Origin of the sequence: Methylobacterium sp. WL119 (genome assembly GCF_008039875.1) — a bacterium.
Lineage (GTDB): Bacteria > Pseudomonadota > Alphaproteobacteria > Rhizobiales > Beijerinckiaceae > Methylobacterium.
In genome coordinates this window covers 1-24,072 of sequence record NZ_VRUU01000050.1, presented here as the reverse complement: position 1 = coordinate 24,072, position 24,072 = coordinate 1, and the positions used below count along the sequence as shown (strand labels likewise).

Sequence of the window (24,072 nt, the reverse complement as noted above, 5' to 3'; positions counted from 1 at the left end):
CTGCGCGCGATGTCACAGCGTCGGCTCGGTTCCCGCGCGGCCGACCGCGACGAGGTCGGCGTTGACGAGACCGTCGGCGTCGGTGCGCGCGAGCACCACGACGTCGGCGCCGGGCACGAGCAGAGCCCTCTCGCCCGGGGCGATCTGCGCCGTCGGCGTCCCGGGCGGGATGGTGAAGGACTTGCTGCCGCCGTCGTAGACCAGCTCGACCTGCCGCGGCGGATCGAGCGACAGGCCGCCGATCCAGCCCGCGGTGAGCCGCGCGTCGGGGGCCGCGTCCCAGGGCTTGGTGCCGGCCTCGAAGCCGCGCTCGGACGGCGAGTAGATCGCGACCTTGATCGGCTTCGGCTTGCCGTCGGCGCCGGGCACCGAGACGATGCTGACGTAGCTCTCCGGCTTGATGTCGCGGAGGCGGCCTGCGGTCGCGATGAACAGGCGCGTCTTCACGTTCATCAGGACGGTGACGGACCCGCCGACCGCGCGCCGGATCATCAGCGTGTCGGCGTCGCGGGCCTCGACGGTGCCCTGGTAGCGCGCGAAGGATTCCGCGGCCTGCGCCGCAACGGAGGTCGCACCCATCGCGAGCGCGATCAGACAAGCTCGGATCACTGTCGTCAGCCCCTCACTCGACCGGGATGGCCGGCGAGGCGCGAACGTCGGGCGAACGGTCGAGGTTCCCGCTTCGCGCGCGGCACACGCCGTCAGTGCGCCATCAGCATCGGCAGGTCGGCGTGGGCGAGCAGGTGGCTCGTCGGGCCGCCGAAGATCATCTGCCGCAGCCGGCTCTGGGTGTAGGCGCCCTTGATCAGCAGGTCGGAGCCGAACTCCTTCGCCTCGGCGAGGAAGGTCTCGCCCGGCGTCCGGCGCCCGGCGGGAAGCGCCTTGTGGTCGGCGGCCACGCCCTCGCAGGCGAGCGAGCGGGCGAGGTCCTCGGCGCTCGGGCCCGGCACCGTGCCGCCCTCGACGCTGAGCACCAGCACGCGGGAGGCGGCCCGCAGCAGCGGCATCGCGAAGGCGACGGCGCGCGCGGTCTCGGTCGAGCCGTTCCAGGCAACCAGGATCGCGTCGCCGAACCGGGTCGGCGGGGTCGGCGGCGCCACCAGGATCGGGCGGCCGCCCTCGAACAGCGCCGTCTCCAGGGTGGTCATGCGCGGCGTGCCGTCGGCGGCGCCGGGGCGGCCGACGACGGTGGCCGAGAACAGGCGCGCGTACTGCCCGAGGAAGGCGTCGCCCGCCGGCACGTCCTGCCGCCAGCGATAGCGCGCGCCGGCGCCGGCGACGTTCTCGGGAACGCACAGGCCGTCGCGGGCGTGGCGCGGGATGCCAGCCCCGTCCATGAAGGCGACGAAGCGCCCGCCCGCCTCCTCGGCCTCGGCCCGGTCGGCCTCCTCGTCGCGCAGCCAGGTCATGCCGCCGACCATGTCGACGGGCACGTACTCGGCGAGCGCCGGCCGCAGCGACACGCCCTCGATCAGGCTGCCGAAGCGCTGCGCCACCAGGCGGGTCGTCTCCAGCACCGAGGGCAGGGCGTCGTGGAGCGCGATCGGCACCAGCAGGGTCTTCATCGCGTCGCCTCGCTCGGGTTCGCCATCACCGTCGCGACGCTAATGCGGATCGCCGCGGCGGGAAACTCGCAGCCGCCCGGCGCTCACACGGTTTTCGGCCTCGGAAGGGAATGGCGATCGGGATCGAGGCGGGCGCGGGCGAGACGCGTCATCGGGCGCTCGACATGGCGGTGGACGAGCAGGGCCGCCACGACGCTCAGGGCCACCATCGCGCCGAGCGCGACCCAGGGGCCGAGCCACGGCGCGAGGTCGGAGCGCGCGAGCGCCTCGCGCAGGCCGCGCAGGACGAAGGGATGGACGAGGTAGAGCGCGTAGGAGGCGTCGCCGAGCGCGGCCAGGGCGGACACGACGGGCGAGGGCGGTCGCGCCTGCGTCCGCGAGCGGCCGAGCGCCGCCGCCGCCACCAGGAAGGCCGCCGGGATGCCGAGGGCGAGCGGGCGCAGGAACCCGTCCGGGAATGGGCCGGTGCGCGCGACGAGCAAGAGCAGGCCGAACCCGACGAGCGCCAGGCCGGCGCGCGCCGGCCCGCCCAGCCGCACGCCCTCGCCGCGTGCGAGCGCGATCAGGGCGCCGAGCCCGAATTCCAGCATCACCGGGTTCGACCAGAACGCCAGCGGCACGGCGTCCGGCTTCAGCCAGGCGCCCGCCAGCACGATCCCGACGAGGGCCGCCACGAGCCAGGCGATGCCGGCCCGGCGACCCCAGCCGAGACCGAGCGCGAACAGCGCGTAGAACGCCATCTCGCAATTGAGCGTCCAGCCGAGGCCGTAGAGCGGCAGTACCGCACCGTCCGGCCGCGCCGCGGGCCAGAACAGGAAGGAGGCGACGACCTGGCCGGCGTCCGGCGGTCCGCCGCTGCCGTTGAGGGCCGACGGCGCCGCCAGCCCGACCGCGAGGTAGAGCGCGGTGACCAGCCAGTACAGCGGCACCACCCGCGCGATCCGATGCGCCAGGAAGCGGCGCCGACCTCCGCTCTCCGCCGCATGGCGCCCGACCGCGTGCGGCGCCGCGGCGTGGACGATGATGAAGCCCGAGATCACGAAGAACACGTCGACGCCGCCGGCCCAGGGCAGCAGCCCGCTCGGGGCGAAGGCCGCGCCCGTCCGCTGCGCCAGCGCGGTCGCCTCGGCCTGCGCATGGTGCATCACGACGAGCAGCGCCGCGACCGCGCGCAGGATCTGAACTGACAAGATCTGGGTGGAGCGGGGCGTCAAGGCGGGGCCTCGGGACGGAAGGACGGCGAAAGGCATGGCGGCTGCCGCAGGGCGGATCAAGCGCCGCAGCCCGCGCGGCGGACGGCGCAAGGTCAGGCAAGACCAGAGGAACCATGCGCGATCGTCATCGTTGGTTCGATGAAGTGCTGTCGCCGTCCGTTTCGGTTGAAACCGGTATGGGCGATACAACTACGCCGGCTTGCACGCTCACCATTCATCGATCGAGGTTTTCAATGCTGAAGAAATACGCCGTCCTGTCCGCGCTCGCCTTCGCCGTCTCGACCCCGGCCATGGCCCAGGGCCTGAGCGATTTCCGTCTGCAGTCGCTGCAGGCGAACGCCTTCGAGATCCAGTCGAGCCAGATCGCGCTGTCGAAGTCCCGCAACCCGCAGATCCGGACCTACGCCCAGGAAGCGATCCGCGACCACCGTTCGGCCAACGTCGCCCTCGTCGGCGGTGACCGCAACTACGTCGCCGCGCAGGGCGGCTTGGTCGGCGGTCCGGTGGACGGCTTGATCGGCGCGCCGCTGGCGGTGGCCGGTGGCGCCGTCGGCGCGGCGACCGGCGCGGCCGCGGGCGTGGTCGGCGGGACGCTGAACGGCGGCCCGGTCGGCGGCCTCGAAGGTCTCGGCTCGGGCGCGCAGCGCGGCGCCGCAGCGGGCAGCCGCCTCGGCAACGCCGACGTCGATCAGACGGCCGGCACCACGGTGGTTCAGCCCAGCCCCGAGCAGCAGGCGATGCTGGCGGAGCTCTCCGCCACCCCGTCGGGCCCGCGCTTCGACCGCCTCTACGTGAGTCAGCAGGTCCAGGCGCACCGGATGACGATCGGCATGACCGAGGCCTACGCCTCGTCCGGCCCGAACCCGGCGCTTCGCACCTACGCGCAGCAGGCCCTGCCGGTGCTGCAGCACCATTACGGCATGGCCCAGCGCCTGCCGGGCGCCCGCGACGCGATGTAATCGTCCGATCCCGCTCGGCGCCGACGCCGAGCGCGGCTCATGAGACAGGGCGGCAGGCGTAAGCCTGCCGCCCTTTTCGTTGGTCCGGTCTTTCGTCGGCCCTGGCCTTCCCGTTCCGATTGATCTCGGATTGAAAGGCGAGGCGGGTGCTCTCGAAGGAAAGCACCCGCCTCGCCGGACGCGTCAGCTGCAGCTCATCATCGCGGAGGGGCGCAGCGGCTCGCCGCTCCGATCGACCGCCTGCGCGAAGTCCCCGGTCTCGGGATTGCGGACCAGCAGGTCGCCCGTGGCCACGCCGAAATGCGCGCCGTGCAGCTTCAGGGTGCCGGCCTCGACCCGTTCCTTGATGAACGGGAAGGTCATCAGGTTCTCGAGGCTCTGGCTGACCATCGCGTGCTCGAGGCGGGTGAGGTATTCGGGCGCGCTCGAATCGCCGGCCTTCGCCTCGGCGGGCTCGACGAGGGAGACCCACTTGCCGATGAAGTTGCCCTTCGAGAGCGGCTTGGCCTTGTTGGCGTAGGCCTTGATGCCGCCGCAGCTGGCGTGGCCGAGCACGACGATGTTCTTGACCTCGAGGCCCTGCACCGCGAACTCGATCGCCGCCGAGGTGCCGTGATAGTCGCCGCCGGTCTCGTAGATCGGCACGATGGCGGCCACGTTGCGGATCACGAACAGCTCGCCCGGGCCGACGTCGAAGATCGCTTCCGGCGCGACCCGGCTGTCGCAGCAGCTGATCACCAGCGTCTCGGGCTCCTGGGCGGTCGCCAGCTCGGCGAAGCGCTTCCGCTCCGTCGGAAAGCGGCCGGAAAGGAAGGAACGGTAGCCGTCGGTGAGCGCGGTCGGAAACATGAGTCCTCCTGACAATCGAGAAATTCCGTCACGGAACGAGTGGCCTGAGCCCCCTGTTCCACGCTCAAGTTTGCTGCCAGGTCAGGATGATCGGGGCGTCTGGAACGTGTCCGGCGACGAGGCGCTCGGCGAGCTGACCGAGGCCGGCGGGCTCGATCCGCGCCTCGGTGGCGAGCAGCTCGGCCACCGTCCACCAGCGCGTGCCGTGCAGCGGGTTGTCCTCGGTCTCCATCAGGCGGCTGGTGTCGATCCGGTTGTCGGGCAGACGCACCAGGAAATAGCGCTCGCGTGCATCGCGCGACTGCCGGAACAGGTGGAACGGGCCGTCGCAGGCCGCGACCTGCGGGCCGATCGCGCAGTCGGCCCGGCCGATCTCCTCCGACAATTCCCGGCGGCAGGCCGTGACGTGGTCCTCGCCGGGCTCCAGCCCGCCGCCCGGCATGAACCAGAACCGCAGCGGCGTGCCGTCCGGCGCATGCGCGTGCACCGATTCGTACTCGATCAGCAGCAGCCGGTCGGCGGGATCGAACACCAGCGCGCGGGCGACGTGGCGGATGGCGGGGTTCGGGTCTCGGGTCTGTTCGCTCATGGCCCAGGTCGTTAGCAGACTTTGCCTGGCTCGCGGGATTCGGGCCGGTCGCCCCCCTGAAGCGGCGCCGGCATCCAGATCACCGCCGGCAGGCCGTGGGCGTCGCGCTCGGGCAGGTCCGGCAGCGGGCTCGCGCGGCCGAGGAGGATGTCGCGGGCGACGACGAGGCCGGCCATCGCGTCGAGGTGGTCGTCGGCACCGACGCCGCGCGGCCGTGCGCCGTGAACCAGCGCCTCCGGCAGCCCGGCGGCGACGAGGAGCGCCCGGCGCAGGTTCAGCCCGGCCTGCCGCTGCGGCCCCTTCTTGGCCGCCGCCAGCGCCCGGTCGCCGTTGAGGCGGCGGAAGGCGATCTCGGGGTGGACCTCGTGCAGGCGCGCCGTCAGCGCCGGCCGCTCGCGCAGCAGGGCGTCCACCGCGCGGATGTAGCGGAAGATGTTGAAGCACTGGATCGAGGGCGCGAAGGGCGGCGCGCTGCCCGCGCGCGACAGCGCCTTGGCGGTCTCGTAGTCGTCGGCGAAGATCGCCGCGCGCGGCGGCACCGGGAACACGCTCGACCGGCCGGCGCCGAGATAGGCGCGTGCGGCCCGGTCGGCCGCCCGGCCTCCGCCCGTCGCGCGGTCCGGCAGTCCGATCGGCACGTCGATGCCGACCGAGACCGGCGCTTCCGGTCCGTCGAGGCACTCGGCGACGGTGGAAAACAGGGCCGCGCGGTGGCGGCCGGGATCGTCGAGGTCGAGCAGCACGCCGGCCCAGGCGCCGCGGCAGCCGTCGAGTCCCGCGATCCAGCGCGCCATTCCCGCTCCTTGTCTCGCCGTCCGGAGAACGCTATCGGCGCTTCTGTCTTACGGACGTCGCCCCGCCGACGGAAAGATGCCGCCATGACCGAGATCCGTCCGCGTCGCAGCGTGCTGTCCCTGCCGGGCTCGAACCCGCAGGCCCTGGAAGCGGCTCGCACCCTGCCGGTCGACGCGGTGCTGCTCGATCTGGAGGAGACCGTCCCGCCCGAGGCCAAGGACGCCGCCCGCAAGACGGTGGCCGCCGCGGTGACGGGCCGTGCCTACGGTCATCGCGAGGTGGTGGTCCGCATCAACGCGCTCGATTCGGCCCACGGCGAGGCCGACCTCGCGGCGATCGCCGCGGCCGGCCCCGACGCGATCCTGGTGCCGAAGGTGAGCGGCCCCGACGCCCTGGTGGCCGTCGGCGCCCGCTTGAGGCGCCTCGGCGCGGCGCCGACGCTGCGGATCTGGGCGATGATCGAGAGCCCGCTCGCGGTGCTGCAGGTCGGCGCGATCGCCAGCGCCGCGCGCGACGTCGACACCCGCCTGTCCTGCCTCGTCGTCGGCACCGGCGACCTCGCCGCGGCGACCCGGATCCGCCGCGGCGTCCCCGGCCGCCGGGCGCTGATGCCGCTGCTGATGAGCGTCGTCGCCGCGGCCCGCGCCTACGAGATCGACGTCATCGACGGCGTGTTCGAGGCGACCGCCGACGAGGCCGGCTTCCGCGCCGAGGCCGAGCAGGCCCGCGACGGCGGCTTCGACGGCAAGGTGCTGATCGATCCCGCGCAGATCGCCGCCGCCAACGCGGTGTTCGGCCCGAGCCCGGATGCGGTCGCGCAGGCGCGTGCGGCGATCGCCGCCTTCGCCGCGCCGGCCGCCCGCGAGCGCGGCACGGCCGCGTTCCGGGGCCGAACGATCGACCGATCCCATGCCGATGAGGCCCATCGCATCGTCGCCCTGGCCGACGCCATCGCGGTGCGCCGGCCGTGAGCGACGCGCTGCCCGAAGTCGGCATCCGTGGGCTCGATCCGCGGCTGGCGGGGTGGGGGTTTCCGCGATGGGGCTCGGCCCAGGCCGCCGGCCTCGACCTCCATGCCTGCCTCGACGCGGCGCTCGACCTCGCGCCGCAGGGGCCGCCGGCGCTGATCCCCGCCGGCTTCACTGTGCTGATCCGGGATGCCGGCTGGTGCGGGCTGATCTTCCCCCGGTCTGGCCTGGGCCATCGCGCCGGGCTGGTGCTCGGCAACGGCACCGGGGTGATCGATGCCGACTACGAGGGCCCGCTGCTGATCTCGGCCTGGAACCGCAACCCGGCGGGCGACCCGATCCGGATCGCGCCGGGCGAGCGCATCGCGCAACTGGTGTTCACGCGGGTCGCGCGGCCGCGGCTGGTCGTGACCGACGCGGATGAGCCGGCATCGGCGCGGGGCGTCGGCGGGTTCGGGTCGAGCGGCCGGTGACGAGGCCACGAAGGAGCGCGCTACTTCCCTCCCCCCGCTGCGGGGGAGGGTGGCCCGCGAAGCGGGTCGGGAGAGGGGAGCGCCGTATCAGGAAGCGTCGCACCCCTCTCCCGACCCTCGCTGACGCGAGGCCCACCCTCCCCCGCAGAGGGGGGGAGGGAAGTGAGCGCGGTCAGCCGAAAGCCCCGCGCTGCGTCTACTCCGCCGCCGCCTTCGTCGCGACGCATCCCTCCTCGGGTAGGCCGAAGCGGCCGATCGTGTCCTGCAGGCGCAGGGCCGCGTTGATCAGCGCCATGTGCGAGAAGCCCTGCGGGGTATTGCCGCGCTGCTCGCCGGTCTCCGGGTCGATCATCTCGGCGAACAGCCCGACGTCGTTGCCGCGCGCCAGCAGGCGCTCGAACGCCGCCTTGGCCTCGCCGGTGCGGCCGTCGAGCGCCAGGCAGCCGACGCGCCAGAAGGCGCAGGCGGTAAACGTGCCCTCGTCGCCCGTGAGCCCGTCGTCCATGCGGTAGCGGTAGATCAGGTCGCCGACGCCGAGCTCGTCCTCGATCGCGGCCAGCGTCTTGCGCAGGCGCGGGTCGCTCGGGTCGATCGCGCCGAACAACGCCACGCGCAGCACCGCCGCGTCGAGGTGGTGCGAGCCGTAGGCGCCGGTGAAGGCCTGCCGCTCCTCGTTCCAGGCCTTCTCCAGGTAGTCGGCGCGGATCTCGGCGGCGATCCGCTCCCAGGTCTCGATCTTCTCCGGCGGCACGCCCTCGATGTTGCGGCCGATCCGGGCGGCGTCGTTCAGCGCCACCCAGAGCATCGCCTTGGTGTGGAGCTGGTGGCGCGGGCCGGTGCGCAGCTCCCAGATGCCGTCGTCGGCCTCGTCGCGGCAGGCGATGGCGCGGCGGGTGAGGTTGTCGAGCACCTCGGGCAGGCGGTCGTGGACCTTCTCCGGCGGGTCGTACTCGACCGCTTCGAGGAAGACGCAGAGCGCGCGCACCAGCTCGCCGTAGATGTCGTGCTGGTCCTGGCCCTCGGCGGCGTTGCCGATCAGCGGCGGCCCGACGTCGCGCCAGCCGGAGAGGTGGTCGAGCTCCTCCTCCGGCGGCATCGCCTCGGCGATGCCGTAGAGCAGCTTGGTGTCGCGGCCGAAGCTGCCGTCCGCTTCGCGCAGGAAGCGCAGGAACTCCGAGGCCTCGCGGACGTAGCCGAGCATCACGAAGGCGGTGACGGTGAAGGTCGCGTCCCGCATCCAGGTGAAGCGGTAATCGTAGTTGCGGTTGCCCGGAACCGCCTCGGGCAGGCCGGCGGTGGCCGCCGCGACGATGGCGCCCGACGGCGAGTAGGTCAGCAGCTTCAAGCACAGGGCCGAGCGCAGCACCGCGTCGCGATAGGGGCCGTGATAGGTGCAGCGCTCGCTCCAGCGCCGCCAGTAGTCGATGGTCGCCGCGACCCGGCGCTCGGCGCCGGCGAAATCGTCGATCGCGGCCCGCTCCCCGTCCTCGCCGTGGGTGAGGACGAGGTAGGCGGTCTCGCCCGCCGCGATCGCGAACCGGCTCACCGCGACCGCGCCGTCGAGCCTCGGCTCGGGCGCAGCGTTGACGCGGAGCCGCTGCTTGCCGGCCTCGAACAGCACCGTCGCGCCGTCGGCTATCGGGATGCCGTCGCAGCGGGCGTAGTCGAAGGTCGGGTGCACCAGGAAGCGCCCGGCGACGTGGCCGTCGATGCAGGTGAGCAGGCGGATCAGGCGGCTCTCGCCCTCGCCGTCGGGCCCTTCCTCGGGCTCGGGGGTCGGCGGGTTGACCGGCATCACGTCGACCAGCCGGGCGCTGCCGGTCTCGGTGACGAAGGTCGTCTCCAGCACGTTGGTCTCGGGCAGGTAGCGCCGCGAGGTCGAGCGCAGGCCCTCGAACGCGATCCGGCAGGAGCCGCCCTTGTCGTCGTCGAGCAGCGCGAGGAACAGGGCCGGCGAATCGTGACGCGGCCAGCACAGCCAGTCGACCGAGCCGTCGCGGGCGATCAGCGCGGTTGAGTGGGTGTCGCCGATGACGGCGTAGTCTTCGATGGGCTTGTACAAGGCGATGCGTTTCCCGGAGGCTCGACCCGTTCTAACGCGTCGCATCCCCGGTTCGACCGTGCCTGACGAAATGTCACATAGGTTTATGTCCCGGCGTGGAATTCGGCGACGTGCTCGGCGACGATCGCGTCGAACGAGGCGTCGGCGGTGAAGCCGAGGTCGAGCGCGCGTTCGGTGGCGAAGGCCTCGGGCCAGGTCTCGATGATGCGGGCGACGGCCGGATCGGGCTCGCGGCGGATCAGGGCGACCGCCTTGTCGCCGCCGACCTTGCGCAGGGCCTCGATCTCCTCGGCCACGGTGGCCGACACCCCCGGCAGCGTCAGCGCACGCCGCAGCCCGAGGCGGGCGAGGTCGAGCCCGGCCGCGTGGAGCAGGAAGCCGATCGCGGCCGAGGGGCTCGCGAACCAGTGGCGCACGGTCTCGGGCACCGGCAGGATCGCCGGCTGGCCGGCCAGCGGCTCGCGGATGATTCCGGAGAAGAACCCCGACGCCGCCTTGTTCGGCTTGCCCGGGCGCACGCAGATCGTCGGCAGGCGCAAGGCGATGCCGTCGAGGAAGCCGCGACGGGAATAGTCGGCGACCAGCAACTCGCCCATCGCCTTCTGGGTGCCGTAGGAGGAGGCCGGCGTGACGATCCAGTCGTCGCCGATCACCGGCGGCAGCGGCGGCCCGAACACCGCGAGCGAGGAGGTGAACACCACCGTCGGCCGGTAGCCGTCGGCCAGGTGCGCGCGCCGGATCGCGTCGAGCAGCAGGCGGGTGCCGTCGAGGTTGACCCGGTAGCCGAGCTCGAGGTTCGCCTCCGCCTCGCCCGAGACGACGGCTGCGAGGTGGAAGACGAGGCCGGGCCGCCCGGCGATGGCGGCGTCGGCCGCGCCCGGCGCGGTGAGGTCGGCGGCCTCGGTGCGGACGTTGCCGGCGAAGCCCGCGGGCGCGTCGGGCTGGACCACGTCGATCAGGGTCAGCGCGTCGAGCAGCGCGCCGCCGACGGCGCCGGACGCGACCAGGGCCTTGGTGAGCCGGCGGCCGATCATGCCGCCAGCGCCGAGGATCAGGGCGTGCATGGGAAGCTCCTTGGTCGGCATGTTCGGCCGCGATCGATCTGCGTTGCCCTACCGGCTCCCCCCCCGCACCCAAGTCGGGCCTGCCCACTTGTGCACACGACTTGGGCACACAAGGTGCGGATCTCGGGCAAGCCCGAGATCCGTCGGGGGGGAGGGAAGGCGCGACGAGACTTTCGAAGGCGGTCAGGGAAGCGAGAAGCACCCGTATCGCTCACTGCATCAGGGCGAGCGCGCGCAGGAAGAAGTCGCGGCCGCCGAAGTTGCCGGATTTTAGCGCAAGCAGCATCGGATCGCCGCCGGCCGTGCGCAGGACGGGGACGCCGGCGGCGATCTCGGGGCCGAGCAGGAAGGCCTTCAGCCCGAGATGGTCGACCACCGCGCCGGAGGTCTCGCCGCCGGCGACCACGAGCCGGCGGACGCCGCAGGCGACGAGGTCCGCGGCGAGCCGCGCCAGCGCCGCCTCGATCGCCTGGCCGACCGCGGCGCCGCCGTGCCTGGCCTGGAGCGTGCGCACCGCGTCGGGCGCGGCGCTGCTGGCGACGAGGACCGGGCCGGCGGCAAGGCGGTTGGCGGCCCAGGCGATGGCCGCCTCGACCTCGCCGGAGCCGGACAGCAGCCGCTCGGTGTCGAGGCGCAGCACTGGCATGTGATCGGCCGCGGCCTCGATCTGCGCCAGCGTCGCCTGCGAGCAGCTGCCCGCGAGGCACGCGGCGTGGCCGCCGACCGCTTCGCCCGCCACCGCACCGGCGCCGGATGCGCCGTGCCCGTCCGCGACCAGCGCGCGGGCGAGCCCGAGGCCGAGGCCCGAGGCGCCGCAGGAGACGCGGTGCCGCAAGGCGGCGCGGCCGAGGATCTCGAGGTCGGCATCGAAGATCGCGTCGGCGATGGCCGCGCCGTGGCCCTCCTTCGCCAGGGCGTCGAGGCGCGCGGCGACCGCGTCCGGACCGCGCGTCACGGTGGCGATGTCGATCAGCCCGACCGTGCCGGCGCTCTGGCGGGCCAGCACCCGCACGAGGCTTGAATCGCGCATCGGGTTGAGGGGGTGGTCCTTCAGCGGGCTCTCGGCGAGCAGCGTCGCGCCGACGAAGAGGTGACCCTGGTAGACGCTGCGCCCGGTCTCGGGAAAGGCGGGGGTGACGAGCGCGATCGGCTCGGCCGCATCCGCCCGCAGCGCGTCGAGCACCGGGCCGATGTTGCCGGCCTCGGTCGAATCGAAGGTCGAGCAGACCTTGAACAGCACGTGGCCGGCACCGCGCCGGCGCAGCCAGGCGTCGGCCTCGCGGGAGCGCGCCACCGCCTCGCGCGGGTCGATCGACCGGCTCTTCAGCGCCACCACCACCGCGTCGACCTCCGGCAGGGCGAGGTCGTCGGCCGGCACGCCGATGGTCTGCACCGTGCGCAGGCCGGCCCTGGTCAGGGTGTTGGCGAGGTCCGAGGCGCCGGTATAGTCGTCGGCGACGCAGCCGAGGGCGAGCGGCAGGCTCATCGTGCATCCCCCCGCCGGCCTTCGCGATAGGGCGAGAACCAGCCGAGGCCCGCGACGGTGCCGGCGGCCGGGTTGTACTCGCAGCCGACGAACCCGTCGTAGCCGAGCCAGTCGAGCTCCGCGAAGAGGAAGGCGTCGTCGATCTCGCCGGTGCCGGGCTCGTGTCGCCCCGGCACCGAGGCGGTCTGCACGTGGCCGACGATCGGCATCAGCGCGCGCAGCCGCATCGTCACGTCGCCGTGCAGGATCTGGCAGTGGTAGAGGTCGAACTGCAGCTTCAGGTTCGGCCGCGCGAGGTCGCGGATCAGCGCCGCCGCCGCCCCGAAATCGTTCAGGAAGTAGCCCGGCATGTTGCGGCCGTTGATCGGCTCCAGCACGAGGTCGAGCCCCGCCGCGCCGAGAGCGTCGGCGGTCCAGGCGACGGCGCGGCGGTAGGCGTCGCGCGCGGCCGGATCGTTCGGGTCGGCCAGCCCCGCCATCAGGTGGAGGCGCCCGACGCCGGTGGCCTCGGCGTAGCGCAGAGCGGTCGCGACGCCCTGCTTCAGCTCGTCGAAGCGCTCGGGCAGGGCCGCGAGCCCGCGCTCGCCGGCCTCGAAGTCGCCCGGCGGCAGGTTGAACAGCGCCTGGGTCAGGCCGTGGCGCGCCAGGCGGTCGGCGATGGCGTCGGCCGGATGCGCGTAGGGGAACAGGAACTCGACGGCGCCGAAGCCCTGGTCCGCGGCTGCTGCGAAGCGGTCGAGGAAGGGGAGCTCGGTGAACATCAGGGTGAGGTTGGCGGCAAAGCGCGGCATGGATGGACCTCCTCAGCGCTTCGCGGCCGGCAGGGTCGCGCCCGAGACCTGGGCGTAGAGCCGCGCGACGGAGGCATCGTCGTCGCGGCCCATCCCCGAGCCCGACGCCATCAGGAACATCTGCAGGGCGGCGGCCGCCACCGGCACCGGGTACTTCTCGGCGCGCGCCATGTCCTGCACGATGCCGAGGTCCTTGACGAAGATGTCGACCGCGCTTCTGGGGCTGTAATCGCCGTCGAGGACGTGCGGCATCCGGTTCTCGAACATCCAGGAATTGCCGGCCGACTTCGTGATCACCTCGTAGACGCGGGCGAGGTCGAGGCCCTGCTTGGCGGCGAAGCTCATGGCTTCCGACGCGGCAGCGATGTGCACGCCCGCGAGCAGCTGGTTGATCATCTTGAAGGCCGCGCCCTGGCCGGCTTCGTCGCCGAGCTCGTAGAGCGTGCCGGCCATCGCACCGAGCGCCGGGCGCGCCGCGTCGAAGGCGGCGGCCGAGCCGGAGGCCAGGAAGGTCAGAGCCCCGTCGGCGGCGCGCGCCGCGCCCCCGCTCATCGGCGCGTCAAGGTAGTGCCGGCCGGTGGCCTCGAGCCGCGCCGCCAGCCGCCGGGCGACGGCCGGGTCCATGGTCGCCGAGGAGACGAACACCGCGCCCTCCGGCATCGCCGCCGCGGCGCCGGCCTCGCCGAACAGCACGGCCTCGGTCTGGGCGGCGTTGACGACGACGCAGATCACGACGCTCGCGCCCTCCGCCGCTTCGGCCGGGCTCGCCGTGCCGCGCCCGCCGGCCGCCGAGAAGCGGGCGACCGCCTCGGGGTTCACGTCGCAGGCCGCGACCGTGAAGCCGGCCCGCAGCAGCGAGGCCGCCATGCCGAAGCCCATCGAGCCGAGGCCGATCACCGCGGCGTGCCGGGCGGAGGAGGGTGCTGTCATCGGGGATGTCCGGTCGGGGATCTGCGGAAGGTGCGCCGGTTTCAGCGGTTCACGAGGCGCTTGGGCGTCACGAAGGTCGCGACCGAGCCGAGCACCAGCATGGCGGCGAGCGCGTACATGCCGGTGGCGGTGTTGCCGCTGTAGTCCTTCAGGGCGCCGATCACGTAGGGGCTGGCGAAGCCCGCGAGGTTGCCCACCGAGTTAATCAGCGCGACGCCGGCGGCGGCGCCCGCCCCCGACAGGAACGCGGTCGGCATCGACCAGAACAGCGGCGCGCAGGTGAGCACCCCGCCCGCGGCGATCGAGAGCGCCATGATCGCGATCACCGTGCTGCCGGCGGTGGCGGCGACGACGAAGCCGACCGCGCCGCAGAGCGCGGGCACGATCAGGTGCCAGCGGCGCTCGCGCATCCGGTCGGCGCTGCGCCCGAGCAGGATCATCACGAACACCGCGAACAGGAACGGGATCGCGCTGATCAGGCCGATGTTGAGGTTGCCCTGCACGCCGGTGGCTTTCACCAGCGTCGGCATCCAGAAGGTCAGGCCGTACTGGCCCGTGACGAAGCAGAAGTAGATGAAGCTCATGAACCAGACGCGGCCGTTGCGGAACACGGTCGCGATCGAGTGCGGGCTCGTCTCCTTGCCGACGTTGTCGGCGGCGATGTCGCGCTCGATCACCGCTTTCTCGGGGTCGGTCAGCCACTTGGCCTCCGAGGCCCGGTTGTCGAGGTAGAAGAACACCGCGATGCCGACCAGCACCGCCGGCACCGCCTCGATCACGAACATCCACTGCCAGCCGGCGAGCCCGTGGGCGCCGTTGAAGGCATCCATGATCCAGCCCGAGAGCGGGTTGCCGAAGATGCCCGAGACGGGGATCGCGGCCATGAACACGGCGATGACCTTGGCCCGGCGATGCGCCGGGAACCAGGCCGTCGTGTAGAGGATCACGCCCGGGTAGAAGCCCGCCTCGGCCAGCCCGAGCAGGAAGCGCATGACGTAGAAGGTCGTGGCGGAGTTCACGAACAGGAACGCACCCGAGATGATCCCCCAGGTGACCATGATCCGGGCGATCCAGATCCGCGCGCCGACCCGGTGGAGGATCACGTTCGAGGGCACCTCGAACAGGAAGTAGCCGACGAAGAACACGCCCGCGCCGAAGCCGTAGACCGTCTCGCTGAAGCCGAGGTCCTGGGACATCTGCAGCTTGGCGAAGCCGACGTTGACCCGGTCGAGGTAGGCGACGACGTAGCAGAGCATCAGGAACGGCACGAGGCGCCAGAACACCTTGGTATAGGTCTGCTCGACGAAGTCCTTCGACGGCACGGCGCTGCCCGGCAGCACGGCGGCTGGTGAACTCATGGCGTCCTCCGTCGCCGACGTCTTGGCGTGCCGGCGTTCTGCTTGGTTCCGCACCGTTTCCCGGCGCTTGAAACCTGCCTATCTCAGTTTGGCAGCGCTGCCAATCAGCTTGCGGGTGACAGCGATGCTCGATATGTCGCTGAGCGCATCGCCACGCGAAGGGTCTCCATGAACCTGCATCGGCGCCTCGTGACGCTGGCGGACGTCGCCCGGGAATCGGGATTCGGCGAGAGCACGGTCTCGCGGGTGCTGCGCAACCAGGGCTCGTTCTCGAAGCGCACCGCAGACCGGGTGGCCGCGGCCGTGGTCGAGCTCGGCTACGTGCCGAACCGGCTGGCCGGGTCGCTCGCGGGCAACGCGACGTCGGCCGGCTCGCAGCTCGTTGGCATCGTGATCCCGTCGCTCGCCAACATCGTCTTCCCCGACCTGCTGCGCGGGCTGACGGGGGCGCTCGACCGCACCGGCTTCCAGAGCGTGATCGGCGTCTCCGACTACGATCCCGACCGCGAGGAGGCGCTGGTCGGCGCGCTGCTGTCGTGGCGCCCGGCCGGCCTCGTCGTCACCGGGGTGGAGCACAATCCCGGCACCGTCGCGCTCCTGCGCGCCGCCGGGATCCGCGTGGTCGAGATGATCGACACCGACGGGCCGGGCCTCGACCTCGTCGTCGGCTTCTCCAACCGGGCGGTCGGCGAGGCGAGCGCCGCGCACCTGCTCGGGCGGGGCTACCGCCGCATCGGCTATGTCGGCCACGACATTCTGCGCGACCTCCGGGCGGGCAAGCGGCTCGCCGGCTTCGAGGCGGCCCTGAACGGCGCCGGGCACGGGCTGATCGACCGCGAGATCGTCGCCGAGCCGTCCTCCGCGGCGGCCGGGCGGGCGGCGCTGGACCGGCTGCTCGACCGCACGCCGGACCTCGACGCCGTCTACTTCTCCAACGACGACATGGCGCTCGGCGGCTACTTCTGCTGCCTGGCGCGCGGCTGGTCGATCCCGCACCGCCTCGCTTTGTTCGGCTACAACGGCCTCGACATCACCGCGGCGATGCCGCAGCCGCTCTCGACCATCCGCACGCCGCGACTGCGGATCGGCGCGGTCGCCGCCGAGCGCCTGGCGGCCGGCGGCCCGGCCGAGACGATCGACCTCGGCTTCGAACTGATGGAAGGCGCGACCGCATGAGTCAGGCCCAATGAGCGAATCCACCCTGCGCGAAAGCATCTGCCGCTACGGGCGCTCGCTATTCGAGCGCGGGCTGACGCCGGGCTCCTCGGGCAACATCTCCCTTCGGCTCGATGACGGGGGCTGGCTGGTGACCCCGACCAACGCCTCGCTCGGCTTCCTCGACCCGGCCCGGATCTCGCGTCTAGACGCGACGGGACGGGTGGTCTCCGGCGACACGCCGACGAAGGAGATCCCGCTCCACACCGCGCTCTACGAGAGCCGCGCCGAGGCGCGCGCCATCGTCCACCTGCACTCGACGCACGCGGTCGCGGTGTCGATGCTGCCCGAGATCGACCCGAAGGCGGTGCTGCCGCCGCTGACGCCGTACTACCTGATGCGCACCGGCGGCACGGCGCTGGTCCCGTACTACCGCCCCGGCGACCCGGGCGTCGCCGACGCGATCCGGGGCCTGGCGGGGAAGTACAGTTCGGTGCTGCTCGCCAACCACGGCCCGGTCGTCGCCGGCGCGAGCCTGGAGGCCGCGGTCTTTGCCACCGAGGAGCTCGAGGAGACGGCCAAGCTCTACCTGCTCCTGCGCAACCTCAACCCGCGCCATCTCAGCCCCGCCCAGGTCGCCGACCTCGTCCAGCATTTCGGGCTGACGTTGCCGGAGCACGAGGGGGAGGGACACGGATGCTCCTGACGCGGCGCGGCGCCGGTCCTGACGCGACCATACCTTCAGGCGCTGCGAGCCCGATCGGGATGGGCCGTGACGAGGCGTCCGACCTCGTCGCGCTCGACCAGCCACACGGTGCGGATCCAGGGTTCGCGTCCCGACGGCGTCGCGATCGGACCGATGCAGGCGATCACCCGCCGATCCGGCGATGTCGGCGTGACCATGCGAACGGATGCGCGCAGGGCCTGCAGAAACAGCGCATCCGCGAATTCGGTCGTCCGCTCGCGGCTGAATCCGAAGCCGAGGAAGAAGCGGGCCTTCGATCCGCCTTGCGGATGATCGGGATTGAGAAGGTATCTGGCGATCTTGTCGCCCGGAATAGCAAGGTTCTGCGGGAGCGACGATCCGCTCATCGAAGAGCGGTCGGCGTCGCATGCGTCAGGATCGTTGCCGGCACGGTGGCCAGCGCGCCGTCCGGCTCCGAGAACTCGACGATGCAATCCGGGCTGTCGGTCCAGACGCCGACGACGGTTCCTGCACGCCCCGCCGGGATCGTCTCGCCGTCATGCGAGCGGGCCGGCTCGAGCAGCACCACGGTATCGAGGTCCCGGAAGCCGGGCTCGTCCTTGCGCAGCAGATAAACGACCTCGACGGACATGACGGAAGCATATGGTGGGGCGCACCGTTCGTCCACGCCCGACGGTGCTGCCCGCTGGCACGCGGGCGAAAACCTCAATCCTTCGCCAGCATCGACCGCCCGATCGAGAACACCCGGCCGTCGCCGAGGAGATGCGCCGTGAACCCCGCCGAGAACAGCGGCTCGAACGCCGCGTCGCGGACGTTGAGGCCACCGGCATAGGCGCCGAAGGCCGGCATCACCAGGCGGGTGCCGTCGGTGACGAAGCAGCGGCGGCGCACCGCGCGTCCGCGCATCGCGACCTTGCCGCACGGGTGGAGGTGGCCGGCGATCTCGCCCGGCGCCGCGCCCGGGGTCGGCTCGTGGCGGAGGGTGAGGCCGCCGAGCGTCATCACCTCGGCGTAGCGACCGCCGACGCCCTCGCTCACGGCCGCGTCGTGGTTGCCGGCGATCCAGACCCAGTCGCGGCCCTGCTGCAGGGCGGCGACCATCGCCCGGTCGCCGGGCTCCATCCGCTCGGGGCCGCGGGAATCGTGGAAGCTGTCGCCGAGCGCCACGATGCAGGCCGGGTCGAAGCGCGCCACCGCCTCGTGCAGGCAGGCCAGCGTCTCGCGGGTGTCGTAGGGCGGCAGGAACTGGCCGGTGCGGGCGGCGTAGGCCGAGCCCTTCTCGAGGTGGAGGTCGGAGACGATCAGCGTGCGGTGATCGGCGAGCCACAGGCCGCCGCACCGGTCGAGGGTGAGGGTCTCGCCGGACAGCTGCAGGCCGGGGGATTTTTGAGTCTTCTCGAGTCTCAGGCCGAGCGCCAAGATGGTGTCCTCGTCGGTGGGGGAGGGCGGCGTCACCCCAGCGCCTCCTCGAGAAGCTGGGCCTCGGCCTCGGCCAGGATCTCGTCGGCGCCCTCGCCGTAGACCCGTTCGCGCCCGATCTCCAGCATCACGGAGACCGAGAGCGGCGAGACCCGGTCGAGGGCCTTGTGGGTGATTCGCCCCTGGATGCGCTCCAACATCATGCCGAGCCGCCTCACGTCGAGGAGTCCGGTTGCCGCATCCTGGCGCGCGGCGCGCATCAGCAGGTGGTCGGGCTGGTGCTTGCGCAGCACGTCGTAGATCAGGTCGGTGGAGATCGTGACCTGCCGGCCGGTCTTCTTCATGCCGGGATGGCGGCGCTCGATCAGCCCGGCGATGACCGCGCATTGGCGGAAGGTGCGCTTCATCATCGAGGATTCGTCGAGCCAGGCGTCGAGGTCGTCGCCGAGCATGTCCTGGGCGAACAGGTCTTCGAGGAAGGCGGGATCCCGGGCGATCCGCTCGGACAGGTCGCGGGTCATGAAGATCGCGATGCCGTAATCGTTGGCGGCGAAGCCCAGCGGGCGCAGGCCGGCCCGCTCCAGCCGCCGGGTCAGCAGCATGCCGAGCGTCTGGTGCGCGAGCCGGCCCTCGAACGGGAACGCCGTGAGGTAGTGGCGCCCGGCCCGCGGGAAGGTCTCGACCAGGAGGTCGCGCTCGCCCGGCAGCAGCGAGCGGCTGCGCTGGAGGAGCAGGTAGTCGGCGACCTGGCGCGGCAGCCGGTCCCACTCGAACGGGTCGGCGATGATCGCGCGGACGCGGGCGGCGAGGTAGGTCGAGAGCGGGAACTTCGAGCCGGCATAGGACGGGATCGCCGGGTCGGTCCCGGGCCCGGCGCGCGTGGCCATCGCCTCGTCCTCGGCCAGGCCCTCGAAGCGCAGCACCTCGCCCGCGAACAGGAAGGTGTCGCCCGGCGTCAGCGTGTCGGCGAAGTCCTCCTCGATCTCGCCGAGCACCCGGCCGGTCTTCGGCAGCACGGTGTTGGGCTTGCCCCGCATCGCTCGCGCGAGGCGGACCTTCACCTTGGCCGCCTCGACGATGGTGCCGATGTTCATCCGATACTGCTGGGCGACGCGCGCGTCGCGCACCCGCCACAGCCCGTCCGGCCCGCGCAGGATCTTGGCGAAGCGCTCGTAGGCGCGCAGCGCGTAGCCGCCGGTAGCGACGTAGTCGACGACCGCCTCGAAATCCTCCCAGGACAGGGTGGCGTAGGGGGCGGCCGAGATCACCTCGTCGTAGAGCGCCACCGGGTCGAACGCGTCGGCGCAGGCCATGCCGAGCACGTGCTGGGCGAGCACGTCCGGCGCGCCGAGGCGGGCGTCGGGCGTGTCCTGCGCCGCCTCCTCGACCGCGTCGAGCGCCGCTTGGCATTCCAGGATCTCGAAGCGGTTGCCGGGGACGAGGTAGGCCTTCGACGGCTCGTCCATGCGGTGGTTGGCGCGCCCGATCCGCTGCATGATCCGGCTCGCCCCCTTCGGCGCGCCGACGTTGACCACGAGGTCGACGTCGCCCCAATCGATGCCGAGGTCCAGCGTCGCGGTGCAGACGATCGCCCGGAGCGAGCCCGCCGCCATCGCCGCCTCGACCCGGCGGCGCTGGGTGGCGTCGAGGGAGCCGTGATGGAGCGCGATCGGGAGCACGTCGTCGTTGAGCCGCCACAGCTCCTGGAAGGTGTACTCCGCCTGGAGCCGGGTGTTGACGAAGACCAGCACCGTGCGGTGCGCCCGGATCAGGTCGTAGATCGCCGGCATGGAATGCCACGCGGTGTGCCCGGCGAGCGGCAGGGTCTTGCCGGTGTCGAGCAGGTGCAGGTCGGGCGCCGCGCCGCCGGCGACGACGACGAGGTCGGCCATGCGTGGACCTTCCCCTCCCCCCCCTGCGGGGGAGGGTGGGCCTCGCGTGAGCGAGGGTCGGGAGAGGGGAGCGACATTTCCGGAAGCGGCGCTCCCCTCTCCCGACTTGCTTCCCTGGCCACCCTCCCCCGCAGGGGGGAGAGGGAAGGCGGCGTTCTGCGGCACGAGGTACTTCCGCAGCTCGTCCGGCTCGCGCACCGTCGCCGACAGCCCGATCGCGGTGAGGCCGGGGCTGAGGCGGTGCAGGCGGGCGAGCGCCAGGGACAGCAGGTCGCCGCGCTTCGAGGTGACGAGGGCGTGGAGCTCGTCGAGGACGACGCAGCGCAGCCCGGAGAAGAACTCGGTCGCCTCGCGGTGGGCGATGAGCAGGGCGAGCTGCTCGGGCGTGGTCAGCAGGATGTCCGGCGGCCGCTCGATCTGGCGGGTGCGCTTGTGCGACGGGGTATCGCCGGTGCGGGTCTCGATCCGCAGCGACAGGCCGATGCCCTCCACCGGCGCGTCGAGGTTGCGGGCGATGTCGACGGCGAGCGCCTTCAGCGGCGAGATGTAGAGGGTGTGGAGCCGGCGCCCGGAGGGCTTCGCCCGGCTCTGCGACAGCGCGACCAGGCTCGGCAGGAAGCCGGCGAGCGTCTTGCCGGCGCCGGTCGGGGCGACGAGCAGCGCCGAGCGGCCGGCGCCCGCGATGCGCAGCAGGTCGAGCTGATGCGGCCGCGGGGCCCAGCCGCGCGCGGCGAACCAGGCGGCGAAGGCCGGCGGCAGGGCGCTCGGGTCGGCCGCCGCGCGCCGGCTCAGGCGAGCGCCATCAGGAAGCGGTCGATCAGCTCCAGCGCCCGCTCCGTCATCGCGCCGGGATAGCGGATGAAGACGTGGCAGCCGCCGGGATAGACCGCCGTGTGGCCGCCGTTGCCCGCCGCCGCCCAGCGGGCGGACATGTAGAGCGTGTCGTCGAGCAGCGGGTCGCAGGTCCCGACGGTGAACAGGGCCGGCGGCAGGCCCTTGAGGTCGGCGTAGATCGGCGACACGTCCGGCCGGCGCCGGTCGATGCCGTTGCGGACGTAGCCGTCGGCGAAGGCGGTGAGGTCGGTGGTGTTGCACACGAGGCGCTCGTCGCCCCAGTTGCGCACCGACGGGGTCAGCCCGAGGTCGAAGAAGCCGGCGTTCAGGTTCGCGCCGCGGAAGGCGCGCGGAAGCCGGTGCTTGTCGCGCAGGCGCAGAAGCACCATCACCGCGAGGTGCGCCCCGACCGATTCGCCGCCGATGGTCAGCGCCGAGATGCCGAACTCGGCCTTGCCCGGGCCGGCGAGCCAGAGCGCCGCCGCCTCGCAATCGAGGAGCGCCGCCGGGTAGGGATGCTCGGGGGCGAGGCGGTACTCGACCGAGAGGCAGACGAAGCCGCAGGTGTCGGCGATCCGCTCGAGCCACGGGTCCTGCTCGTCGGCCGAGCCCCAGACCCAGCCGCCGCGGTGGATGTGCAGGTAGGCGCCGCGCAGCTTCACGCCGGCCCGGGGGCGGATCACCCGCAGGTTCAGCGGGCCGCCGGGGCCGTCGATCGTCATGGTCTCGGCGCGGGCGCTGCGCGGCATCGCGGGCGAGGCGGGCGTGCCGGCGCGGCGCCGCGCGCGCACCTCGGCGATGGGCAGCGACCACGGGTCGGCCTGCGCCGCGTGCGCCGCGACGATCTCGGCGTTGAGGCGCTTGGTGTCCGGATCGATCGTCGCCGGGTCGAACAGGGCGTGGTCGATCATGGGGCGTTTCGTCTCGTCTCTTGGGGCTGCGCGGGGCGAGGCGTCACGGCATCCGCGAATTCCGAACCCATCTTGGCGCGCGAGCGCCGCATTGCCATCTCGGTTCGGCCGGCGAAACCGCCTAACGCCCGAACCACGATCCGGTTTCGCGCCCGGTGTGGTGCATCCGTCACGGTTCCGCCGGCTTCGGACGGTTGGAAGACCTTCATCCCGCAAAGGAATGTCGATGATCGTCGAGCACGACCCGCGCCGCCCAGGCCAGAACTATTCGGGAGACCCCTACCAGGGACCGCCGTCGGGCTATCGCGCTTCGGCCCTGCGCCGCTTCCTCGGCGGCTCGCCGGCCGGCGTGTTCCTGCGGCTGCTGTTCCTCTCGGTCTTGGTCGGCGCCTTCATGGCGATGCTCGGGCTGACCCCGGCGCGGCTGTTCTGGCAGATCTACGACGCGGCCCGCGCGCTGATCGATCTCGGCCTCGCCACCTTCCACGATTTCGGCGGCTGGATCCTGGCCGGCGCGGTGGTGGTGGTGCCGCTGTGGCTCATCTCGCGGCTGTTCGCGGTCTCGCGGTAGGCTAGTCTCCACCGCGACCCGGAGGCCGCGTGATCCCAATCGAGCCCATCACCGGACGGCGCGTGCTCGCGCTCGCCCTGCCGATGACGATCGCCAACGTCACCACGCCGATGCTCGGCTTCGTCGGCGCCACGGTGATCGGGCGGCTCGGCGACGCCGCGCTCCTCGGGGCGATCGCCCTCGGCGCCGTGATCTTCGACGCGCTGTTCTGGTCGTTCGGCGCGCTGCGCATGGCGACCGCCGGCCTCACCGCGCAGGCGGTCGGCGCCCGAGACGGCGCCGAGGTCGACCGGACCTTGGCGCGCGCCCTCGCGGCGGGCCTGGTCGCCGGCCTCGCCCTGGTCGTCCTGCAAGGACCGATCGCGGCCGCCGCCTTCCGGATCACCGGCGCGAGCCCCGCGGTGATCGCGGGGCTCGCGACCTACATCCACATCCGCATCCTCTCGGCGCCGTTCGCGCTGGCGAACTACGCCGTGCTCGGCTCGGTGCTCGGGCGCGGCCGCACCGATCTCGGCCTGCTGCTGCAGGTGGCGATCAACCTGGTGAACATCGGCCTGACGCTCGCTCTGGTCCTCGGCCTCGATCTCGGCCTGTCCGGCGCCGCCCTCGCCACCGTGATCGCGGAGGCGGCCGGCCTCGCCCTCGGCCTCGCGATCCTGGTGCGCCTCGGCTCGAAGCCCTGGCGGGTGCCGTGGTCCGAGGTCCGCGATCCCGTCGCGCTGCGGCGCACGCTCGCGGTCAACGGCGACGTGATCGTGCGGACGCTGGCGCTCGTGTCGGGCATCGTCCTGTTCTCCGCGCTCGGCGCACGCCAGGGCGACGCGGTGCTCGCGGCCAACGCGGTGCTGTGGAATCTGTTTCTGATCGGCGGGTTCTTCCTCGACGGCTTCGCCACCGCCGCCGAGGCCCTGTGCGGGCAGGCGGTCGGCGGGCGCGACGCCGGCGGGTTCCGCAAGGCGTCGGCGCTGTCGCTCGGCTGGTGCCTCGGCTTCAGCCTCGGCGTCAGCCTGCTGGCGCTCGTTGGCGGCCACGCCTTCATCGACTTCGTCACCACGAGCGAGCCGGTGCGCGCGGTCGCGCGGCGCTACCTGCCGCTGGCAGCCGCCGCTCCCTTCGTCGCGGCGCTGCCCTTCGCCTACGACGGCATCTACATCGGCGCGACCTGGACGCGGGCGATGCGCAACCTGATGCTGGCCGCGCTCGCCGCCTATTGCGCCGCCCTCGTGCTCGTGCAGGGCCTGAATCTCGGCAATGCCGGCCTGTGGCTGGCCTTCCTCGCCTTCCTCGGGGCGCGCGGCATCGGGCAGGCGCTGGCCTATCCGGGGCTCGCCCGGCGGACGTTCCTCCCGGGCCGCGCCTGAGCGGCCCGCCTCAGCGCGGGTCCTTCCAGGTGGTCGGCGCGGACCCGGCCGGCGGCACCGCCTCGACCCGGCGCTGCACGCTGCGCCGGGCCGGCGCCTCCGCGCGCCGCTGCCGGACGA

At 72.6% G+C, this 24,072-nt stretch carries 24 protein-coding genes; 7 read left to right on the top strand and 17 right to left on the bottom strand.

Annotation, left to right across the window (positions count from 1 at the left end):
* Positions 1-12: 12 nt before the first annotated feature.
* The 3 genes from FV227_RS17490 to FV227_RS17480 form a co-directional block, all read right to left on the bottom strand.
* Positions 13-579: a hypothetical protein gene (locus FV227_RS17490; protein ID WP_147728436.1), complete on the bottom strand. Its 567-nt coding sequence runs from the start codon at positions 577-579 to the stop codon at positions 13-15.
* 122 nt (positions 580-701) lie between these two features.
* Positions 702-1,565 (bottom strand): universal stress protein, encoded by an 864-nt coding sequence (locus FV227_RS17485; RefSeq protein ID WP_147728435.1) that lies wholly within the window; start codon positions 1,563-1,565, stop codon positions 702-704.
* Between the two features lie 83 nt (positions 1,566-1,648).
* Positions 1,649-2,779 (bottom strand): acyltransferase, encoded by a 1,131-nt coding sequence (locus tag FV227_RS17480; protein ID WP_246686490.1) that lies wholly within the window; start codon positions 2,777-2,779, stop codon positions 1,649-1,651.
* A 233-nt stretch (positions 2,780-3,012) separates the two neighbouring features.
* On the opposite strand from FV227_RS17480, the gene FV227_RS17475 reads away from it, so the two are divergent.
* Positions 3,013-3,738 (top strand): DUF4142 domain-containing protein, encoded by a 726-nt coding sequence (locus tag FV227_RS17475; RefSeq protein WP_147859549.1) that lies wholly within the window; start codon positions 3,013-3,015, stop codon positions 3,736-3,738.
* A gap of 183 nt (positions 3,739-3,921) precedes the next feature.
* On the opposite strand, the gene FV227_RS17470 is transcribed toward FV227_RS17475, so the two are convergent.
* The 3 genes from FV227_RS17470 to FV227_RS17460 form a co-directional block, all read right to left on the bottom strand.
* Positions 3,922-4,587, bottom strand: a complete 666-nt coding sequence (locus FV227_RS17470; protein WP_147843815.1) for a carbonic anhydrase — start codon at positions 4,585-4,587, stop codon at positions 3,922-3,924.
* 64 nt (positions 4,588-4,651) lie between these two features.
* Positions 4,652-5,176, bottom strand: coding sequence for an NUDIX domain-containing protein (locus FV227_RS17465; RefSeq protein ID WP_147729560.1), 525 nt, complete (start codon positions 5,174-5,176; stop codon positions 4,652-4,654).
* 11 nt (positions 5,177-5,187) lie between these two features.
* Positions 5,188-5,970 (bottom strand): DUF429 domain-containing protein, encoded by a 783-nt coding sequence (locus tag FV227_RS17460; protein WP_147859548.1) that lies wholly within the window; start codon positions 5,968-5,970, stop codon positions 5,188-5,190.
* An 84-nt stretch (positions 5,971-6,054) separates the two neighbouring features.
* On the opposite strand from FV227_RS17460, the gene FV227_RS17455 reads away from it, so the two are divergent.
* The gene (locus tag FV227_RS17455) at positions 6,055-6,942 is read left to right on the top strand and encodes a CoA ester lyase (RefSeq protein WP_147859547.1); all 888 of its coding nucleotides are present in this window, start codon (positions 6,055-6,057) and stop codon (positions 6,940-6,942) included.
* A complete protein-coding gene (dut, locus tag FV227_RS17450; RefSeq protein ID WP_147728903.1) occupies positions 6,939-7,412 on the top strand; it encodes a dUTP diphosphatase in 474 nt (157 codons plus the stop codon). Before FV227_RS17455 ends, dut begins: the two co-directional genes overlap by 4 nt.
* A 196-nt stretch (positions 7,413-7,608) precedes the next feature.
* Here the strand turns inward: dut and FV227_RS17440 are convergent, their stop codons facing one another.
* The 6 genes from FV227_RS17440 to FV227_RS17415 form a co-directional block, all read right to left on the bottom strand.
* A complete protein-coding gene (locus FV227_RS17440) occupies positions 7,609-9,474 on the bottom strand; it encodes a glycoside hydrolase family 15 protein (protein WP_147728902.1) in 1,866 nt (621 codons plus the stop codon).
* Between the two features lie 83 nt (positions 9,475-9,557).
* The gene (gene denD, locus FV227_RS17435; protein ID WP_147728901.1) at positions 9,558-10,538 is read right to left on the bottom strand and encodes a D-erythronate dehydrogenase; all 981 of its coding nucleotides are present in this window, start codon (positions 10,536-10,538) and stop codon (positions 9,558-9,560) included.
* Between the two features lie 211 nt (positions 10,539-10,749).
* Positions 10,750-12,018 (bottom strand): 3-oxo-tetronate kinase, encoded by a 1,269-nt coding sequence (gene otnK / locus FV227_RS17430; RefSeq protein WP_147859559.1) that lies wholly within the window; start codon positions 12,016-12,018, stop codon positions 10,750-10,752.
* Positions 12,019-12,020: 2 nt separating this feature from the next.
* Positions 12,021-12,815 (bottom strand): 2-oxo-tetronate isomerase, encoded by a 795-nt coding sequence (gene otnI / locus FV227_RS17425; protein WP_147728304.1) that lies wholly within the window; start codon positions 12,813-12,815, stop codon positions 12,021-12,023.
* A 12-nt stretch (positions 12,816-12,827) separates the two neighbouring features.
* The gene (ltnD, locus tag FV227_RS17420) at positions 12,828-13,745 is read right to left on the bottom strand and encodes an L-threonate dehydrogenase (RefSeq protein ID WP_147728303.1); all 918 of its coding nucleotides are present in this window, start codon (positions 13,743-13,745) and stop codon (positions 12,828-12,830) included.
* A gap of 41 nt (positions 13,746-13,786) precedes the next feature.
* A complete protein-coding gene (locus FV227_RS17415; RefSeq protein ID WP_147728302.1) occupies positions 13,787-15,103 on the bottom strand; it encodes an MFS transporter in 1,317 nt (438 codons plus the stop codon).
* 168 nt (positions 15,104-15,271) lie between these two features.
* On the opposite strand from FV227_RS17415, the gene FV227_RS17410 reads away from it, so the two are divergent.
* Both FV227_RS17410 and FV227_RS17405 read left to right on the top strand, forming a co-directional pair.
* Positions 15,272-16,279 (top strand): LacI family DNA-binding transcriptional regulator, encoded by a 1,008-nt coding sequence (locus FV227_RS17410; protein ID WP_147728301.1) that lies wholly within the window; start codon positions 15,272-15,274, stop codon positions 16,277-16,279.
* 10 nt (positions 16,280-16,289) lie between these two features.
* Positions 16,290-16,964 (top strand): aldolase, encoded by a 675-nt coding sequence (locus tag FV227_RS17405; protein ID WP_147728300.1) that lies wholly within the window; start codon positions 16,290-16,292, stop codon positions 16,962-16,964.
* Between the two features lie 35 nt (positions 16,965-16,999).
* Here FV227_RS17405 and FV227_RS17400 read toward each other — a convergent pair whose 3' ends face one another.
* The 5 genes from FV227_RS17400 to FV227_RS17380 form a co-directional block, all read right to left on the bottom strand.
* Entirely contained in the window at positions 17,000-17,350 is a 351-nt protein-coding gene (locus FV227_RS17400) for a DUF6883 domain-containing protein (protein ID WP_147728299.1), read from the bottom strand.
* Positions 17,347-17,595, bottom strand: a complete 249-nt coding sequence (locus tag FV227_RS17395; RefSeq protein WP_147728298.1) for a DUF4926 domain-containing protein — start codon at positions 17,593-17,595, stop codon at positions 17,347-17,349. The genes FV227_RS17400 and FV227_RS17395 overlap by 4 nt, the downstream gene beginning before the upstream one ends.
* A 74-nt stretch (positions 17,596-17,669) precedes the next feature.
* On the bottom strand, positions 17,670-18,383 hold the full coding sequence (pdeM, locus tag FV227_RS17390) for a ligase-associated DNA damage response endonuclease PdeM (protein ID WP_147859558.1): 714 nt from the start codon (positions 18,381-18,383) through the stop codon (positions 17,670-17,672).
* Between the two features lie 32 nt (positions 18,384-18,415).
* Positions 18,416-21,067 carry a ligase-associated DNA damage response DEXH box helicase gene (locus FV227_RS17385; protein WP_147859557.1) on the bottom strand — a complete coding sequence of 884 codons (2,652 nt, stop codon included), beginning with the start codon at positions 21,065-21,067 and terminating at the stop codon, positions 18,416-18,418.
* A complete protein-coding gene (locus tag FV227_RS17380) occupies positions 21,064-22,020 on the bottom strand; it encodes an alpha/beta hydrolase (protein WP_147859546.1) in 957 nt (318 codons plus the stop codon). Before FV227_RS17380 ends, FV227_RS17385 begins: the two co-directional genes overlap by 4 nt.
* 226 nt (positions 22,021-22,246) lie before the next feature.
* Between FV227_RS17380 and FV227_RS17375 the strand changes: the two genes are divergently transcribed.
* Together FV227_RS17375 and FV227_RS17370 are read left to right on the top strand one after the other, a co-directional pair.
* Positions 22,247-22,591 (top strand): DUF6460 domain-containing protein, encoded by a 345-nt coding sequence (locus FV227_RS17375; protein ID WP_147729785.1) that lies wholly within the window; start codon positions 22,247-22,249, stop codon positions 22,589-22,591.
* A gap of 83 nt (positions 22,592-22,674) precedes the next feature.
* Entirely contained in the window at positions 22,675-23,952 is a 1,278-nt protein-coding gene (locus FV227_RS17370) for an MATE family efflux transporter (RefSeq protein WP_147859556.1), read from the top strand.
* Positions 23,953-24,072 lie beyond the last annotated feature (120 nt).